Genomic DNA, 15801 nt, shown 5'->3' on the forward strand with positions numbered 1-15801 from the left:
CGCGGCTCAGCAGGCGGGCCGCTCGCCCTCGAGCGCGTTGGCCAGGGCCCGGCTCATGCGCCCTGCCCGCCCGGCGTCGGCGAGCGCCGGGCCGGAGAGCTGCACCGCGGTCTCCAGCGGGCCGGCGGCGGCGAAGCCGATGCGCAGCAGCTCGCCGGTCTCCCCGGCGGCGACGATGTCGCCGGTGCGGCGGTCCACCAGCATGATCTCGGCGGCGAGCTCGTCGTCGAGCCAGCAGGCGACGGCGAGGCGCTCCACCCGCTCCCGGGTGATCGAGGCCGGCGCCGGCAGGCTCTGCGGCGCCAGCACCGGGCCGAGCAGCGGCGGCTGGACATCGAAGGCCGGCCGGGCCGCGGGCGGTGCCGCGGGCGGTGCCGCGGGCTCCGGCGCCGCCACGGGCGCGGGATCGGGCGATGTCGCGGCACAGGCCGACAGCAGCCCGGCGAGCGCCAGCGCCGCCCCGGCCCGAAAGGCCCGGTGGGCCATCAGGCCGCCTCGAGGCTGGCCGCGAGGCTCGCGAAGAGCTGCGCCCCGTCCTTGCCGCCGAGGGCCGGATCGGCGAGCCGCTCGGGATGCGGCATCATGCCCAGCACCCGGCGGTTCTCCGAGAGCACCCCGGCAATGTTGTCGGTCGAGCCGTTGGGATTGGCGGCCGGCGCCGGCTTGCCGGCGGCGTCGGTATAGCGGAACGCCACGCGGTCCTCCTCGGCGAGGCGAACCCGCAGGCGTTCGTCGGCGACGAAGGCGCCGTCGTGATGGGCGACGGGGAAGCGCACCACCGCGCCGTTGCCGAAGCCCTGCGTGAACGGGCTGGCCCGGGTGCCGACGGCCAGATGCACGTCGCGGCAGACGAATTTCAGCGAGGCGTTGCGCATCAGCGCGCCGGGCAGCAGCCCCGCCTCGATCAGCACCTGCCAGCCGTTGCAGACGCCGAGCACCATGCCCCCAGCCGCCGCATGGGCTCGCACCGCAGCCATGATCGGCGCGCGGGCCGCGATCGCGCCGCAGCGCAGATAATCGCCGAAGGAGAAGCCGCCCGGAAGCGCCACGAGGTCGATGCCCTCGGGCAGCGCCGTCTCCTTGTGCCAGACCATCGCCGGCGGGCGGCCGGCGGCGGCTTCCAGCGCGACGGCCATGTCGCGGTCGCAGTTGGAGCCGGGGAAGACGATGACGGCGGCGCGCATGGGGGGTCTCCTCGATAGGGCCGGCGGGCGGAGCGGCTCAGATCCCGTCCCGTCGCAGCAGGAGGCAATCCATCTGCAGCCAGGGGCCGAGCCGGCGCCGGGCGACGACGCGGGCGCAATATACCGGCACGAAACCGGCGCTGTCGAGGGCCCCGAGGATCTCGAGATAGCCCGGCTCCCCGGCATAGGACGGCATCAGCGGCAGCTCCACCAGCAGCCCGGGCGCAGCGGAGAGCGCCGCCGGCGCGCCCGCCAGGATATCGAGCTCGGCGCCCTGCACGTCGAGCTTTAGGAACGGCCGGCGGGCCGCCGGGGCATGCGCCGCGAGCAGCGCATCGAGCGTGATCCGCTCCACCTCCTCGGTGCCCTCGATGCCGAGGGCCGGGCTGCCGGCCGCGCGCGGATGCGGCGCCAGCACCGAGGAGAGCGTGTGATCGGCATAGCGGTGCAGCACCGCCCGCCCGGCGCTGCCCCCGAGCGCGAGGCGCGGCGCCACCTGCCAGGCCGGATCGCGCGCGGCATGGGCCGAGAGCACGCCATGCGGCCCGGCCAGCGGCTCCACCGAGAGGATCGGCAGGCCGAGCCCGGCGGCGCGCATCCGGCGCGCGAACTGGCCCTCGTTGGCGCCGGCATCGACAAGCAGATCCGCCCCGGAGCGCGCGATCAGATGGGCGATGTTGCGGGTCTCGAAGCTCGGGAACCAGCGCCGCAGCGTCGCGCGCCGGGGAAACGGCACGAGGCGCCGGAGCCATCCCTTGGCCATCGCCGCGCCTCAGAACCGGGTGACGACGGCCACGCCCGGCGGCGTCGGCCCGTCCATCGCGGCAAGCTCGGCCGAGACGCCCTCGAGCCCGATCCGCCGGGTTACCAGCATGTCCAGCGGCACGCGGCCGCCCTCGAGCAGGCGGAACAGCGCCGGATAGCGCCAGGCCGGCATCCCCCGCGTGCCGTAGAGCACGAGCTGGCGGGAATAGACCAGGTCCATCGGCAGCGTCATGCGCGCGCTCTCGCCGGCCGGCATGCCGATCTGCACATGCCGGCCGAGCGGGCGCAGGCAGGCCAGCGAGGCCTCGGTGGTGGCCGCGATGCCGAGCGCCTCGATCGAGACATGCGCCCCGCCGCCGGTGCGCTCGCGGATCGCCTCCGCCGCGTCGCCGGCGCGGGCATCCACGACGGCCGCCGCGCCGAGGCGTTCCGCAAGGGCGAGCTTCTCCGGCTGGATGTCCACCGCCACCACCCGCGCGCCGAGCGCGACGCCCAGCATCACCGCCGAGAGCCCGACCCCGCCGGTGCCATGCACCGCGAGCCACTCTCCGGCCATCAGCCCGGCGCGCCCGGTCAGCGCCTGCCAGGCGGTGGTGACGCGGCAGCCGAGGGCGGCGGCGACCGCAGGGTCGAGCCCCTCCGGCAGCGGCGCGAGATTGGCATCGGCCCGCGGCACCGCGATGCGCGCCGCGAAGGCGCCGGGTGCGGTGAAGCCCGGCACGATCTGTGAGCCGCAGACGGTCTGGTTTCCCGCCGCGCAGTCGGCGCAGCGCCCGCAGGCCAGGATGAAGGGGGCGATCGCGGCATCGCCACGGCGCCAGCCGGTCACCTGCGGGCCGGCCTCCTCCACCACGCCGCAATATTCGTGGCCGAGCACCTGCGGCAGCGCGATGTCCGGGTCGGCGCCGCCCCAGGCGTGCCAGTCGGAGCGGCAGACGCCGCAGGCCGAGAGCCGCAGCACCACGCCGTCGGCCGGGCAGTCCGGATCGGGCAGATCGGCGATCTCGAGCGGCGCGCGATACGCGGTCAGCAGCGCCGCGCGCATCAGGCCGGCTCGGCGGGCTCGATGCGGTAGGTCTCGATCACCGTGTTGGCCAGCAGCTTCTCGCACATCCGGGTGGCGGTCTCGACGGCGCGGTCACGATCCTCCTCGGCGAGGTCGAGCTCGATCAGCTTGCCCTGGCGGACGCCCTGGACGCCGTCGAAGCCGAGGCCGGCCAGGGCCTGCGAGATCGCGGCGCCCTGCGGGTCGAGCACGCCGGGCTTGAGGGTGACATAGACTGCGAGCTTCATCGGGCGCCTCCGGAGATGGGTGCCCCCTCGTAGCGCCGCGGCGCGCGCGCCGCAAGGCCGCGCCCGCTCAGGCCGCCGCGCGGAGCGCCGCGGCCGCAGCCTGCCGCAGGGGCACCGGCCCGTGCCGCACCACCGCCCGCAGCAGCAGCCAGAACAGCAGCCCGTTGCAGAGATGCCAGAGCCAGTGCGTGCCGATCGGCAGCCAGTCGCAGAGCGGCCCGTCGACCGAGCGGAAGCCGAGCGAGGCGGCGAAGAGCCCCGCCGCCCGGATCAGTTGCCCGCCGGCGGCATGGCCGCGGCCGATGTCGAGCCAGAGCCCGACCGCCAGCAACCCGACCAGCGCCGGGTAATAGCCCGCCGACGGCCCGGCATAGGGGCCGAGCCCCGAGGAAATCCCGCGCGACAGCAGCACCGAGGCGGCGAGGAAGCCGAGCGTCGCCGCCGCCGCCGCGCCGCGCCCGAGCCCGCCGAAGCGCAGCATCGCCACCGCGAAATAGCCGAAGATGAAGAGCATGATCGGCCCGGTATCGGCAAACCCGGCCCAGGGTGTCGCATAGGTGTGGAACAGGAAGGAACCGATCCCCACCACCACGGCGTTGCCCGCGAGCCAGGCCACCGCCCAGTCCGGCGCCGGGTCGGCCATGAGGCGCGGCATCGCGCAGAGCCCGGCGCCCACGAAGAGCATCGAGACCGCATAGGCCGGCAGCACCAGCGGCGTGTAGAGCGGCCCGGCGCCGAGCGCCCAGAGCAGGCCGATGGTGTGCGCGAAGCCGGCGATCAGCCCGGCCGCCATCAGCGCGCCGGCGGTGAGCTCGCGCCGCGGCCCGGCCCCGCCTGTGCGCCCCTGCAGCCAGAGCGCCGCGATCCCCGCCGCCACGAAGGCGAGGTTGGTGAGCGCGTTCAGCGGCTCGGCCCAGAAGGCCGCGCCGACGCGCTCGCAATAGATGTCGATCTGTCGTGCGAGATCCATCGCCGCCTCCACCGCCCCCTCGATTCCCAGATGGGCATCCGCACCGGCAAGACAATCCGCAGCGCGCCGCGCAAGCCAAATTGCTTCACAGCAGCGCGAGAATTCAGCCCGCAAGTTCCCGGCAAGATTGATTTACCATGGCCCAGCCGGTACAGCACGGGGACGTGCGGGAACGCCCGTCTGCCGGTCGCGATCGTCGGCGGCAGGGTGCGGCCGGACCGGGTGACGGAGGGGTGGAGCGATGGTCGATCAGTCTGGACCGACGGGCGGCGGGCTTGCAGCCGGTGGCTGGGCCGTCTCGGGCGGCAGCCTGCTCATGTCGCTGCACCTGCTGGCCGGGCTGTTCTTCTTCTCCTACGGCATCGACGCGCTGATCTTCGCCTGGCAGGTGCCGGAATACAGCCACGGGCCGATCATCCCGCTGCTCTCGCTCTACATGTTCATGCGCGAGATGAAGTCGGTGCCGCCCTCGGCCGGCCCGGTGACCGACCGCGCCCCCGGCGTGGCGGTGGTGATCCTGGCGATCCTCGTCGGGCTGCTCGGCCTCCTGGTGCGCATACCCGACATCGTCACCTATGCGATGATCCTCTGGATCGGCGGCACCGTGCTCACCCTCTTCGGCGCACGCCGCGGCTGGTATTTCTGGCCCTCGGTGCTGCACCTGATCTTCATGCTGCCGCTGCCCAACTTCATCTACTGGCCGCTCTCGATCTGGCTGCAGATGGTGTCCTCGCGGATCGGCGTCGACGTGATCTCGGCGCTCGGCATCCCGGTCTTCCTCGACGGCAACGTGATCGATCTCGGCGTCTACCGGCTGCAGGTGGCCGAGGCCTGCTCGGGGCTGCGCTACCTCTTCCCGGTGATGAGCTTCTCCTATGTCTTCGGCGTGCTCTACACCGGCCCGCGCTGGCACAAGATCGTGCTGCTGCTCTCGGCGGCGCCGATCACCGTGCTGATGAACTCGCTGCGCATCGGCATCATCGGGGTCACGGTGGATCTCTGGGGCATCGAGATGGCCGAGGGCTTCCTGCACGCCTTCGAGGGCTGGGTGATCTTCATCGCCTGCGTGGCGATCCTGTTCGGCCTCGCCGCGGGGATGCAGCGGCTGCAGCCCGATCCGAAGCCGCTCTCGGAATCGATCGACCTCGATTTCGACGGGCTCGGCGCGCAGATCCGGCGCTATCTCGCGATCCCGGTCACCACCGGGCTGATCGCGGCGCTCGGTGTCACCGCGCTGGCGGCGGCGGTCTGGCAGTTCACGCCGAAGCCCCAGCCCGTGGTTCCGGAGCGCGCGCCGCTGGTGCAGTTCCCCAACGCGCTCGGCAGCTGGGAGAGCGTGGAGCGGCCGGTCTCCTCCAACATCCTGCAGGTGCTGCGCGCCGACGACTATCTCGGCCGGACCTACATCAACCAGACCGAGCGCGAGCCGGTGGATCTCTGGATCGCCTATTACGACAAGCTGACCGAAGGCAGCGGCATCCATTCGCCCGAGGTCTGCCTGCCGAGCGGCGGCTGGGAGGTGAACGCCTGGCAGCGCGCCGAGATCACCATCGACGACGGCACGGTGATCCCGGTCAACCGCGCGATCATCCGCAAGGGCAGCGCGCGGCAGATGGTGTATTACTATTTCCAGCAGGCCGGCCGGCGGCTCACCAGCGACTATGCGGCGAAGTTCTATACGGTGGTCGACAGCCTGACCTCGGGCCGCACCGAGGGCGCGCTGGTGCGCCTGATCACCCCGCTGGCAGCCGGCGAGAGCGAGGCCGAGGGCGCCGAGCGGCTGCGCCGGATGCTCGGCCTGGCAATTCCCGAGCTGCGCATGCACCTGCCGGAATAATCAACCCACAGGCGCATTTGCGGGGCTGTCCTATACTGGGATCAAAACAACGCGCCCATGCTGCAAAATGCGCCATCGTCCAGCGATGGTGCTATGCGGCAAGGAAGTTTTTGGATATAGCAGCCCATAGCTTGCATCCGTCCGCCGGTTTCGCGGATAGACGTTTCGGTATGGTGAACGGCGCGCCTTGTCCGAACGTCGTGGAATTGACGGCCTGCCGAAGGGAGCCCAGAGCATGACGCAAACCGCTTCTCTCCTGATCCACCGCTCGGCCTACCGGCGCTATGGCGCCATTGTCCGCGGCCTGATCCTGGGGCTGATCTGCGCCTTTGCGCTCGCCGCCTGCGACAGCGTCGAGGAGCGCGCCGAGAAGCACTACCAGAACGGCATCGAGCTGCTGGAGCAGGATCAGGCGGTGAAGGCGAGCCTCGAGTTCCGCAACGCGATCAAGCTCAACGACAATCATGTCGGCGCCAACCTCGAGCTCGGCAAGTATTACGAGCAGCAGGACAACTTCTCCGCCGCCGTGTTCCAGTACCGCAAGGTGATCTCGCTCGATGCCTCGCAGCTCGACGCGCATCTGCGGCTGGCGCAGATCATGCTGGCCTTCAACGAGACCGAGCCGGCGCTGACCTCCACGGTGGCGGCGGCGCAGCTCGCGCCCGACGACGTGCGTGTGGTCACCCTCGAGGCGGTGGTGGCGATGCGTGTCGGCGAAATGGAGAAGGCCAAGGCCAAGGCCGACCGGGCGCTGGAGCTCGATCCCGACAACGGCGACGCCTGGATCGTGCTCGCCGCCATCTCGCGGCGCGAGGACGACAGCGAGAAGGCGCTCGAGCAGACCCTCGAGGGCGAGCGGGTGGAGCCGGACAACATCCGCGTCCAGCTCTTCAAGCTCAACCTGCTGTCCGAGCTGAAGCGCGAGGCGGAGCTCGGCGAGACGCTGAAGCGCCTGACCGAGCTCGACCCGGAGGAGCTCTCCTTCTGGGATTCCCTCGCCCGCTGGCAGCTACGCAACAACAAGGCGGCGGAGGCCGAGGCCTCGCTGCGCCGGATCTCCGAGCTCGCCCCCGACGACACCGACCGCCAGCTCGATCTGGTGCGCATGGTCATCGCCACCGAGGGCGCGGAGGCCGGCATCGCCGAGCTCAAGCGCCTGATCGAGCTGCGCAAGGACAGCCCGGCCGTCGGCACGCTGGAGCTCGCCATGGTCGATGTCGAGATCCAGCAGGACAAGTTCGACGATGCCGAGCGCCGGCTGAAGCGGCTCCTGGTCACCATGGAGAACGACGAGGAGGTGTTGCAGACCGCCCGCCTGGGGCTGGCCCGCCTCGCCATCTCGCGCAACGACAACGCCGCCGCCGCGACGCTGATCGACGAGGTGCTGGCGACCGACCCGACCCACGCCAAGGCGCTGACCCTGCGCGGCCGGCTGCAGATCGAGGCCGAGGACTACGATGCCGCGATCCGCGACCTGCGCGCCGCGGAGGCCGAGGCGCCGGAGGATCTCGAGACCATCCGGCTGCTCGCGGTCGCCTATGAGCGCAACGGCAGCAAGGACCTCGCCGCCGAGCGCAAGGCCAAGGCGGTGCAGGTCTCCGACCACGCGGTCTCGCCGGTGCTCGACTATGCCAGCCACCTGATGGGCGAGGGCCGGATGGAGGTCGCCGAGGGCGTCATCACCGATGCGCTGTCGAAGCGGCGCGGCGAGATCCGGCTGGTCGAGGCGCTGGCCCGGGTCAAGCTGCGCCGGCGCGACTACAAGGGCGTCGAGCGGATCGCCGAGGCGCTGGGCGAGAACGAGGAGACCAGCGAGCTGGCCGACCGGCTGATGGCCGCCGCCCTGGCCGGCCAGAAGCGCTATGACGAGACCATCCGGCTTCTCGAGGCGAGCAGCGCCGAATCCGGCGGGGGCCGCAGCAGCTATCTCGCGGCGCTCGTCGCCACGCATCTGCGCAACGACGATCTGGAGGCCGCGAAGGCCGTCGTCGACGAGGCGCTGGCGGAGAACCCGGCGGCCTCCGGCGCGATCCGGCTGAAGGGCACGCTGGCGATGGTGGAGGGCGACACCGACGCTGCCGGCCGCATGTTCCGCGAGGCCGTGGCCGCCGATCCGACGCAGCCGATGAACCATCTCGCGCTGTTCCGCTACCACCTGCTCAAGGGCGAGCGCGAGGTCGCCGAGAAGGCGCTGCAGCTCGGCATCGAGGAGACCGACAACAACACCCTGCGGCTCAACAACGCCATGCTGCTCGAGCAGACCGGGCGGATCGACGCCGCCATAGCCGAGTACCAGGTGCTGTTCGACCGGCAGCCGGATTCCGAGGTGATCGCCAACAACCTCGCCAGCCTGATGACCGACAACAACCCGAGCGAGGAGCAGATCGACCGCGCCTTCGTGATCGCCAAGCGCCTGCGCGACACCGAGGTGCCGCATTTCCAGGACACCTATGGCTGGCTGATGTTCCTGCGCGGCGATGCCCGCGGCGCGCGCGACGTGCTCGAGCAGGCCGCAAAGAAACTCCCCAATAACCCGATCGTGCAATATCATCTCGGTGTGGTGCTCGCCGAGACCGGCGACACGGAGGGGGCGCGGGTGCGACTGTCGCGTGCGATCGAGCTGGCGGGCGAACGCGAGGTGCCGCAGATCGCCGGCGCCCAGGCAAGGCTCGACAGCCTCGAGCCCAAGCCCGCCGCCGAGTGAGCGGCGGGAAAAGGACCGGCAAGACATGTACGAAGCCTTTTACGAGTTGAAGCACCGCCCGTTCCTGATGACGGCGGACCCGGACTTCCTGTACTGGTCCAACACCCACACGCTCGCCTTCACCATGCTGCGCTATGGCGTGACCAGCCGGGCCCCGCTCACGGTGATCACCGGCGAGATCGGCAGCGGCAAGACCACCCTGCTCCGGCACCTGATGAACGAGCTGCCGGAGGACGTGGTGGTGGGCCTCGTCTCCAACATGCAGGAGGGCCGCGGCGACCTGCTGCACTGGGTGATGATGTCCTTCGACCAGTCGTTCGAGGATGTCTCCTATGTGCGCAACTTCCAGCGCTTCCAGGAATTCCTGATCGAGAACTATGCCGAGGGCAAGCGCTCGATCCTGATCGTCGACGAGGCGCAGAACATGTCGCCCGCCTCGCTCGAGGAGCTGCGGATGCTCTCCAACATCAACGCCGACAAGGACGAGCTGCTGCAGATCATCCTCGTCGGCCAGCCGCAGCTGCGCGACCTGCTGCGCCGGCCCGAGCTGGTGCAGGTGGTGCAGCGCATCGCCGCCGATTTCCACATCGAGGCGCTCGGTGCCGAGGATGTCTACGACTACATCCAGCGCCGGCTTGAAATCGCCGGCGCGCGCTGGCAGATTTTTCCGCGGCGGACCTGCGAGCTGATCCATGAGGCGACCGGCGGCATCCCGCGCCTGGTGAACTCGCTGTGCGATCTCTGCCTGGTCTACGGGTTTTCCGACGACCAGAAGACGATCACCGAGGAGGTGCTGCGCGACTTCCTGGCGGGTGTCGAGAAGCACGGCATCTTCGACAAGTTCAAGCCGCTCGGCCGGTCCCCGGTGCTCGTGAGCCAGTCGCACTGACGCGGCGCCCCGCCGCGCAGGCGCCCTGAGGAGAGGATCGTCATGGAAGCCTCGATCAAGCTGAAGGACATCCTGAGGATGATCCGCCGCCGCGCCGTCATGATCGTCTCGATCGTGGTGGTGTTCAGCGGCCTCGCCTTCCTGCTCGCCTATTTCATCCCGCCGACCTATGTCGCGACCGCGAAGATCCTGATCGAGAGCCAGCAGATCCCCGGCGCGCTCGCGCGGTCCACCGTCACCGCCACCGCCACCGAGCGGCTCGAGCTGATCCAGCAGCGGCTGATGACCCGGTCCAACCTGCTCGGGCTGATCGACCGGCTCAATCTCTACGAGGAGCGCGCGGACCTCTCGAAATCCGCCAAGGTGGACCTGATGCGCCAGTCCACCACGCTGCGCCGCATCGAGGTGAGCGGCCAGCGCGGCGTGGTCGCGGCCTTCACCATCTCCTACCGCGACAGCGACCCCAAGCGCGCCGCCCGGATCACCAACGAGTTCGTCACCACGGTGCTCGAGCAGAACATCCGCGCGCGCAGCGCCCGCGCCTCGCAGACGCATGACTTCTTCAAGGAAGAGGTGGCGCAGATCGAGGAGGAGCTGGTCCGTGTCGAGGCCGAGCTCGCCGATTTCCGGGCCGCCAACCAGCTCGCCCTGCCCGACAGCCTCGAATTCCGCCGCCGCGAGCTGAGCTCGATCCGCGAGCGCCGCTTCGACCGCAAGGCCAAGATGCTGAAGCTCGTCGAGCAGCGCCAGGTGATCCAGACCGCGCTCAGCACCGGCCGCTATGCCGATGCGACCGGCGAGACGATGTCGCCGCAGGAGCGCGACCTGCAGACCCTGCGCCACGAGCTCGTGCGGGCCCAGAGCCTCTATGCCGACAGCCATCCGAAGGTGCGGACCATGAAGAACCGCATCGCGCAGATGGAGGCGAACCTGCGCGAGGTCGACCCGACCGCCGTGCTCGAGAGCGCCACCGACCGGGCCAACCGCATCAAGTCCGGGCTCGAGCGCCAGCTCCGCGCGCTGGAGACCGAGATCCAGCTCCTCGAGGAGGAGGCGGCGCGAGACGAGGCCCGCGAGCGCGCGCTCGAGACCTCCATCGAGCGCACCCCCGAGGTCGCGATGGCGCTCAATGCGCTGCAGCGCCGCGAGGACGATCTGAAGATCCGCTTCCACGAGGCGGTGCGCAAGCAGTCCTTCGCGGCCACCGGCGAGAAGCTCGAGGTCAACCGTCAGGCCGAGCGCTTCGAGGTGATCGAGCAGGCCCAGGTGCCGGACCGGCCGACCTCGCCCAACCGCCCGGCGATCGCCATCGGCGGCTTCGCCGGCAGCCTCGGCTTCGCGCTGGGGCTGGCGATCCTGCTCGGCCTGCTCAACCCGAGCATCCGCACCGTGGGCGACATGGAACGCAAGCTCGAGATGCGCCCGCTGATGACCGTGCCCTACATCACCACCGAGTCCGAACGCCGGCGCACCCGCCGCGAGGTCTATCTGCTCGGCGTGCTGCTGCTGGTGATCGTGCCGGTCTCGCTCTATGCGGTCGACCAGTACTACCTGCCGCTCGAGCTGCTGATCGAGGATTTCGTGGACCGCACCAATCTGCGCGGCATCTTCGCCCGCATTTCGGAGCTGTTCAATCGCTGAGCCGGCGCGGCGGGCATCCGCCGCGCGACCTGACGGGAGGGCCAGGACGTGGTCGAACGCCTGAAGATCGCCATCGCCAAGGCGCGCGAGCGCCGCGGCGCCGAAGCCCCGGCCAAGCCGAAGCAGGCGGCGCTGCAGCCGAGCCCCTCGGCGTTCGACCGGGTCTGGTCGGGCCTTGCCGAGCTGCATATCGACCCGGAGATCCTCGAGCGGGAGCGCATCGTCACCCGGCAGAAGTCCGACGCCGCGCATATCGCCTTCGACATGCTGCGCACCCGGCTCGCCAAGCTGGCGCTCGAACAGGGCTGGAAGCGCATCGGCATCACCTCGCCGAGCAAGGGCTGCGGCAAGACGGTGATCAGCGCCAACCTGGCCTTCAGCTTCGCCCGGCACCCTGAGAACCGCACCCTGCTCGCGGATCTCGACCTGCGCTCGCCGCGGCTCTCGAGCTGCCTCGGCATCACCGACCGGCGCTCGATCCACTGGCTGCTCAACGGCTCGACCCCGCCGGAACAGTACCTGCAGCGCATCGGCGACCGGTTCGCCCTGGCGCTCAACACGCAGCGGGTGCGCGACGCGTCCGAGGTGATCCAGCACGCCAACACCGGCAAGGTGCTCTCCGGCATGATCGACATGCTGCAGCCCGACATCGTGATCTACGACCTGCCGCCGCTCCTCGTCGGCGACGACGCCATCGCCTTCATGCCCAATCTCGACGCGGTGCTGCTGGTGATCGCCTCCGGCGAGACCAAGCCCTACGAGGTCGAGGAATGCGAGAGCCTGATCGTGGGCGAGACCAACTTCCTCGGCGTGCTGCTCAACAAGGTCGAGCGCGGTGCCGGATCCGACTACTATTACGGCTACGGCTATGGCTACGGCAAGGAATGAAGTCTTTGCCGCAAGCATAAGGCGGTAGACGGGGGAATCGATTTCATGTACCCCATTCTATGGACATGATTGCCGGCCTAGAGGAGGGGATGCAGGCAATGCTGCGGAGATTTTTGTTGGGCGTGATTGTCGCCCTGCTGCCGTTCGGCTTCACCGCCGTCGCGCAGGATGTGGCCAGCGCCGAGGCCGAGATCGAGAACTACCTGCTGAAATCGGGCGACGTGGTCGAGATTTCGGTTCTGGAGGACAGCTCGCTCAACCGGCAGGTCCTGGTCCGGCCCGATGGCAAGATCTCCATGCCGCTCGCCGGCACCATCGTCGCCGAGGGGCGCACCCCCGAGGCGCTGCAGGCCACCATCCGCAGCGCGCTGGCCAAGGATTTCCTCGAGCCGCCCACCGTCACCGTGTCGCTGGTAAGCTCCTCCTCCGAGGTCGACACCGAGGATCTCCAGACCTTCTACGTGCTCGGCCAGGTCGCCGCGCCGGGCCGCTTCCAGGCGCTCGAGCCGGTCGACGTGCTGCAGGCGCTGGCGGTGGCCGGGGGGCCGGGCATCTTCGCCGCCAAGTCGCGCATCCAGATCCGCCGGCGCGACGAGAACGGCGGCGAGACCGTGACGCTGTTCGACTACAACGCCGTCGAGGAGGGTGCGGGCGTCGCGCTCCAGATGATCAGCGACGGCGATATCGTCGTTGTGCCGGAACGCGGACTCTTCGAGTAAGGCCGGCGGGTCATGCGGGCATCCCGATCAGGCAGCGTGCTGGCGGCGCTGCTCCTTCTGGGAGCGCCTGCGAAAGCGGCCGAGTGGAACCTCGGCGGCAGCTTCACCCAGCGCTTCTCGGTGCTGTTCAACCCCGATATCGAGCCCGACGAGCACGACCTCGCCTATGGCTCGACGACGATCTTCGGCTTCAACCTCGGCGCGCGCACCGGGCGCACGGTCTGGAACCTCTCCACCGGCTTCCAGCTCGCGGCCTTCGGCGGCGATGCCGATACCGACGATCTCAACACCTCCGATCCGCGCGTCTCGGGCAGCGTGCTCTATCTCGGCCAGCGCTTCGCGGTGGACGGCAACTTCGCCTTCACGCGCAGCTCCACCGCCTTCTTCACGCTGGAGCCGGTGCCCATCTCGATCCCGGTGGACCAGGACAACGACGGCACGCCGGATGTCATCTTCATCGGCGAGGACGACCTGCTGCTCGAGCGCGACACCATCCGCACGCGCTTCGACATCGGCACCGGCCTCGAATACCGGCTGAACCCGCGCAACCGCCTGAGCTTCGGCCTCAGCCACACGCGCACCAGCTTCTCCGAGGAGACCGGCAGCCTCGTCGACAACGCGACGACCTTCTCGAGCCTCTCCTGGGGGCACGATCTCAGCCAGGCCACCACCGTCGGCATGGACGTGACCCTGCGCCGCTTCACCGCCCAGGATGCCGAGGACACCATCGCCTACAGCATGTCGATGGGCAGCTTCCTCAGCACCAGCCTCTCGGCGAGCACGACGCTGCGCGCCGGCCTCGGCATCAACTATTCCCGCACCGACGAGATGGTGCTGCGCGACGGCGAGCGGGTGAGCAGCAGCTCCAACGATTTCGGCTTCAACGGCAGCCTGCGCACCACCTTCCGCCGCACCGACCAGACCGCCTTCACCCTCTTCGCCAGCCACGGGGTGCGGCCGAGCAGCGTCGGCGGCGCGCTGCGCAACGTCACCAGCTATGGCGGATCGCTCAACCACGCGCTGACCCGGCACACCTCGTTTGCCCTGTCGGCGCAGCATTCGCTCTCGATCGAGCTCGGCGACGAGGACGAGCTGACGCAATCCTTCATCCTCGCCCCGAGCCTGTCCTACCGGCTGACCCAGAACTGGTCCGCCTCGCTGGCCTACAGCTTCCGCCTGGTGAACGACGACGACGGCACCGGGCTCGGCAACAGCGTGTTCCTCAGCTTCTCGCGCGGGATTGCGATCTATCCCTGATCTATCCGGTCCTGACGTTCTGCTTTGCCAGTTTGGCCCAAGTAACCTAAGAGAGAGGCAGCAGGCGCGGGGTGGGCCGCTGGCTGCAGGCAATGCATGGCAGTATGGATACGAGCCCGATGACATGCGAGCATGAGGAACCGGCGGTCGTGCAGGCTGGCCGGGGCTATCGCTTCTCGGCCTCCTTCGTGCCCGATCTGCTGGCGGTGATCGACATCGTGCTGCTGCTCGCGGCCGGCGTGATCGCCTATGCGATCTATGTGCCCTATCACGCGAGCCTGCTCGAATATTACGTGTTCTGCACCGGCTTCGTGGCCGGCACCACGGTGCTGATGCTGTCGCGCTCGGGGATGTACGAGCTGGTGGCGATCATGCGCCCGGTGGCGAAGTCGGACCTGGTGATCGTCTCGGTGGTCTCGGCCTTCCTGTTCTTCCTGACCATCGCCTTCTCGCTGAAGGTCTCGGGGCTCTATTCGCGGGTCTGGATCTACACCTTCGCGGCGCTGGCCACGGTCCTGCTGCTGGTCGGGCGCATCGGCGTGGCGCAGGTGCTGCGCCGGCTCGCGGAGCGCCGGGTGATCGGGCGCAACCTCGTGGTGCTGGGCACCGGCCGCGAGGCCGAGCGCTTCCTCGACACCTTCAAGCTCAAGAGCCCCTATTTCACCGATATCGTCGGGGTCTTCGAGCCCCGCTGCAGCGCGGGCGCCCGAGCCGGCAGGCCGGCGCCGGAGGGCGAGGCGGCGGAGCCTGCCCGGCTCGGCTCCCATGCCGTGCTCGGCGATGCCGAGGCGCTGCTCGACTATGCCCGCAGCCACCGGGTCGACGACATCATCATCGCCATGCCGCTGACCTCCGACGGGCCGCTGCAGACGGTGATCGAGCAGCTCAAGGAACTGCCGGTCAACGTCTATATCTGCAGCCAGCTGATGGACTACCAGCTGCGCTTCCACCCGGCCCTCGGCTATCCGCGCGAGCTGCCGCTCTTCGAGGTGGTGCAGCGCCCGATCTCGGGCTGGAGCGCGCTGCTCAAGACCCTCGAGGACTATGTGATCGCGACGCTGCTGCTGATCCTGCTGGCGCCGCTGCTGCTGCTGATCGCCATCGTGATCCGGATCGACAGCCCGGGGCCGGTGTTCTTCATGCAGCGCCGGCTCGGCTTCAACAACAAGGAATTCAAGATCTACAAGTTCCGCTCGATGCATCACCGCGAGGTGCCCGAGCGGGTGGTGCAGCAGGCGCGCAAGGACGATCCGCGGATCACCCGCGTCGGACGCTTCATCCGGCGCACCTCGCTCGACGAGCTGCCGCAGCTCTTCAACGTGCTCAACGGGACGATGTCGCTGGTCGGCCCGCGGCCCCATGCGCTCAGCCACAACGAGGAATACGGCCAGCGCATCCGCGGCTATTTCGCCCGGCACAAGGTCAAGCCCGGCATCACCGGCTGGGCGCAGATCAACAACCTGCGGGGCGAGACCGAGTCGCTCTCCAAGATGGAGGCGCGGGTCGAGTACGACATCTACTATGCCGAGAACTGGTCGCTGCTGTTCGACCTGCGCATCCTCCTGGTGACGCTCTTCGTGGTGCTGTTCCAGAAGACCGCCTACTGATCGCCGCCGGGCGGTCACGATTCGTTAAGGATTGGCGGGCAAGCTGG

The 15801-nt window shown here is 69.5% G+C and carries 14 protein-coding genes; 8 read left to right on the top strand and 6 right to left on the bottom strand.

Features of this window, described 5'->3' with window-relative positions:
• Positions 1–6 precede the first annotated feature (6 nt).
• From QSJ97_RS12190 to QSJ97_RS12215, 6 genes are all read right to left on the bottom strand, one after another.
• On the bottom strand, positions 7–486 hold the full coding sequence (locus tag QSJ97_RS12190) for a hypothetical protein (RefSeq protein WP_285672045.1): 480 nt from the start codon (positions 484–486) through the stop codon (positions 7–9).
• The gene (gene purQ, locus QSJ97_RS12195) at positions 486–1184 is read right to left on the bottom strand and encodes a phosphoribosylformylglycinamidine synthase subunit PurQ (protein WP_285672046.1); all 699 of its coding nucleotides are present in this window, start codon (positions 1182–1184) and stop codon (positions 486–488) included. The genes QSJ97_RS12190 and purQ overlap by 1 nt, the downstream gene beginning before the upstream one ends.
• A gap of 37 nt (positions 1185–1221) precedes the next feature.
• A complete protein-coding gene (locus QSJ97_RS12200; protein WP_285672047.1) occupies positions 1222–1947 on the bottom strand; it encodes an FkbM family methyltransferase in 726 nt (241 codons plus the stop codon).
• A gap of 9 nt (positions 1948–1956) precedes the next feature.
• Positions 1957–2994 carry a zinc-dependent alcohol dehydrogenase family protein gene (locus QSJ97_RS12205; RefSeq protein ID WP_285672048.1) on the bottom strand — a complete coding sequence of 346 codons (1038 nt, stop codon included), beginning with the start codon at positions 2992–2994 and terminating at the stop codon, positions 1957–1959.
• On the bottom strand, positions 2994–3242 hold the full coding sequence (gene purS, locus QSJ97_RS12210; RefSeq protein ID WP_285672049.1) for a phosphoribosylformylglycinamidine synthase subunit PurS: 249 nt from the start codon (positions 3240–3242) through the stop codon (positions 2994–2996). The genes QSJ97_RS12205 and purS overlap by 1 nt, the downstream gene beginning before the upstream one ends.
• Positions 3243–3309: 67 nt before the next feature.
• Complete coding sequence (locus QSJ97_RS12215; RefSeq protein WP_285672050.1) at positions 3310–4212, bottom strand: hypothetical protein; 903 nt, start codon at positions 4210–4212, stop codon at positions 3310–3312.
• Between the two features lie 241 nt (positions 4213–4453).
• On the opposite strand from QSJ97_RS12215, the gene xrtD reads away from it, so the two are divergent.
• The 8 genes from xrtD (at position 4454) to QSJ97_RS12255 (ending at position 15754) form a co-directional block, all read left to right on the top strand.
• Positions 4454–6049: a VPLPA-CTERM-specific exosortase XrtD gene (xrtD, locus tag QSJ97_RS12220; protein ID WP_285672051.1), complete on the top strand. Its 1596-nt coding sequence runs from the start codon at positions 4454–4456 to the stop codon at positions 6047–6049.
• A 235-nt stretch (positions 6050–6284) separates the two neighbouring features.
• Positions 6285–8753: a tetratricopeptide repeat protein gene (locus QSJ97_RS12225; protein WP_285672052.1), complete on the top strand. Its 2469-nt coding sequence runs from the start codon at positions 6285–6287 to the stop codon at positions 8751–8753.
• Between the two features lie 25 nt (positions 8754–8778).
• Positions 8779–9642, top strand: a complete 864-nt coding sequence (locus QSJ97_RS12230) for an ExeA family protein (protein ID WP_285672053.1) — start codon at positions 8779–8781, stop codon at positions 9640–9642.
• Positions 9643–9684: 42 nt separating this feature from the next.
• Positions 9685–11283 carry a GumC family protein gene (locus QSJ97_RS12235; RefSeq protein WP_285672054.1) on the top strand — a complete coding sequence of 533 codons (1599 nt, stop codon included), beginning with the start codon at positions 9685–9687 and terminating at the stop codon, positions 11281–11283.
• 48 nt (positions 11284–11331) lie between these two features.
• Positions 11332–12171: a CpsD/CapB family tyrosine-protein kinase gene (locus QSJ97_RS12240; RefSeq protein WP_285672055.1), complete on the top strand. Its 840-nt coding sequence runs from the start codon at positions 11332–11334 to the stop codon at positions 12169–12171.
• 122 nt (positions 12172–12293) lie between these two features.
• Positions 12294–12890, top strand: coding sequence for a polysaccharide biosynthesis/export family protein (locus tag QSJ97_RS12245; protein WP_285672079.1), 597 nt, complete (start codon positions 12294–12296; stop codon positions 12888–12890).
• A gap of 12 nt (positions 12891–12902) precedes the next feature.
• Positions 12903–14147 carry a TonB-dependent receptor gene (locus tag QSJ97_RS12250; RefSeq protein WP_285672056.1) on the top strand — a complete coding sequence of 415 codons (1245 nt, stop codon included), beginning with the start codon at positions 12903–12905 and terminating at the stop codon, positions 14145–14147.
• Positions 14148–14266: 119 nt separating this feature from the next.
• Entirely contained in the window at positions 14267–15754 is a 1488-nt protein-coding gene (locus tag QSJ97_RS12255; RefSeq protein WP_285672057.1) for an undecaprenyl-phosphate glucose phosphotransferase, read from the top strand.
• Positions 15755–15801 lie beyond the last annotated feature (47 nt).

This window comes from Paralimibaculum aggregatum, from assembly GCF_030270585.1.
In the GTDB taxonomy this organism is placed as follows: domain Bacteria; phylum Pseudomonadota; class Alphaproteobacteria; order Rhodobacterales; family Rhodobacteraceae; genus Thermohalobaculum; species Thermohalobaculum aggregatum.

Coding starts and splice junctions, on each gene's coding strand:
- purQ (WP_285672046.1), bottom strand. CDS start 1,184: ATGCGCGCCGCCGTCATCGTCTTCCCCGGCTCCAACTGCGACCGCGAC.
- QSJ97_RS12230 (WP_285672053.1), top strand. CDS start 8,779: ATGTACGAAGCCTTTTACGAGTTGAAGCACCGCCCGTTCCTGATGACG.
- QSJ97_RS12200 (WP_285672047.1), bottom strand. CDS start 1,947: ATGGCCAAGGGATGGCTCCGGCGCCTCGTGCCGTTTCCCCGGCGCGCG.
- QSJ97_RS12205 (WP_285672048.1), bottom strand. CDS start 2,994: ATGCGCGCGGCGCTGCTGACCGCGTATCGCGCGCCGCTCGAGATCGCC.
- QSJ97_RS12235 (WP_285672054.1), top strand. CDS start 9,685: ATGGAAGCCTCGATCAAGCTGAAGGACATCCTGAGGATGATCCGCCGC.
- QSJ97_RS12255 (WP_285672057.1), top strand. CDS start 14,267: ATGACATGCGAGCATGAGGAACCGGCGGTCGTGCAGGCTGGCCGGGGC.
- QSJ97_RS12250 (WP_285672056.1), top strand. CDS start 12,903: ATGCGGGCATCCCGATCAGGCAGCGTGCTGGCGGCGCTGCTCCTTCTG.
- xrtD (WP_285672051.1), top strand. CDS start 4,454: ATGGTCGATCAGTCTGGACCGACGGGCGGCGGGCTTGCAGCCGGTGGC.
- QSJ97_RS12215 (WP_285672050.1), bottom strand. CDS start 4,212: ATGGATCTCGCACGACAGATCGACATCTATTGCGAGCGCGTCGGCGCG.
- QSJ97_RS12225 (WP_285672052.1), top strand. CDS start 6,285: ATGACGCAAACCGCTTCTCTCCTGATCCACCGCTCGGCCTACCGGCGC.
- purS (WP_285672049.1), bottom strand. CDS start 3,242: ATGAAGCTCGCAGTCTATGTCACCCTCAAGCCCGGCGTGCTCGACCCG.
- QSJ97_RS12190 (WP_285672045.1), bottom strand. CDS start 486: ATGGCCCACCGGGCCTTTCGGGCCGGGGCGGCGCTGGCGCTCGCCGGG.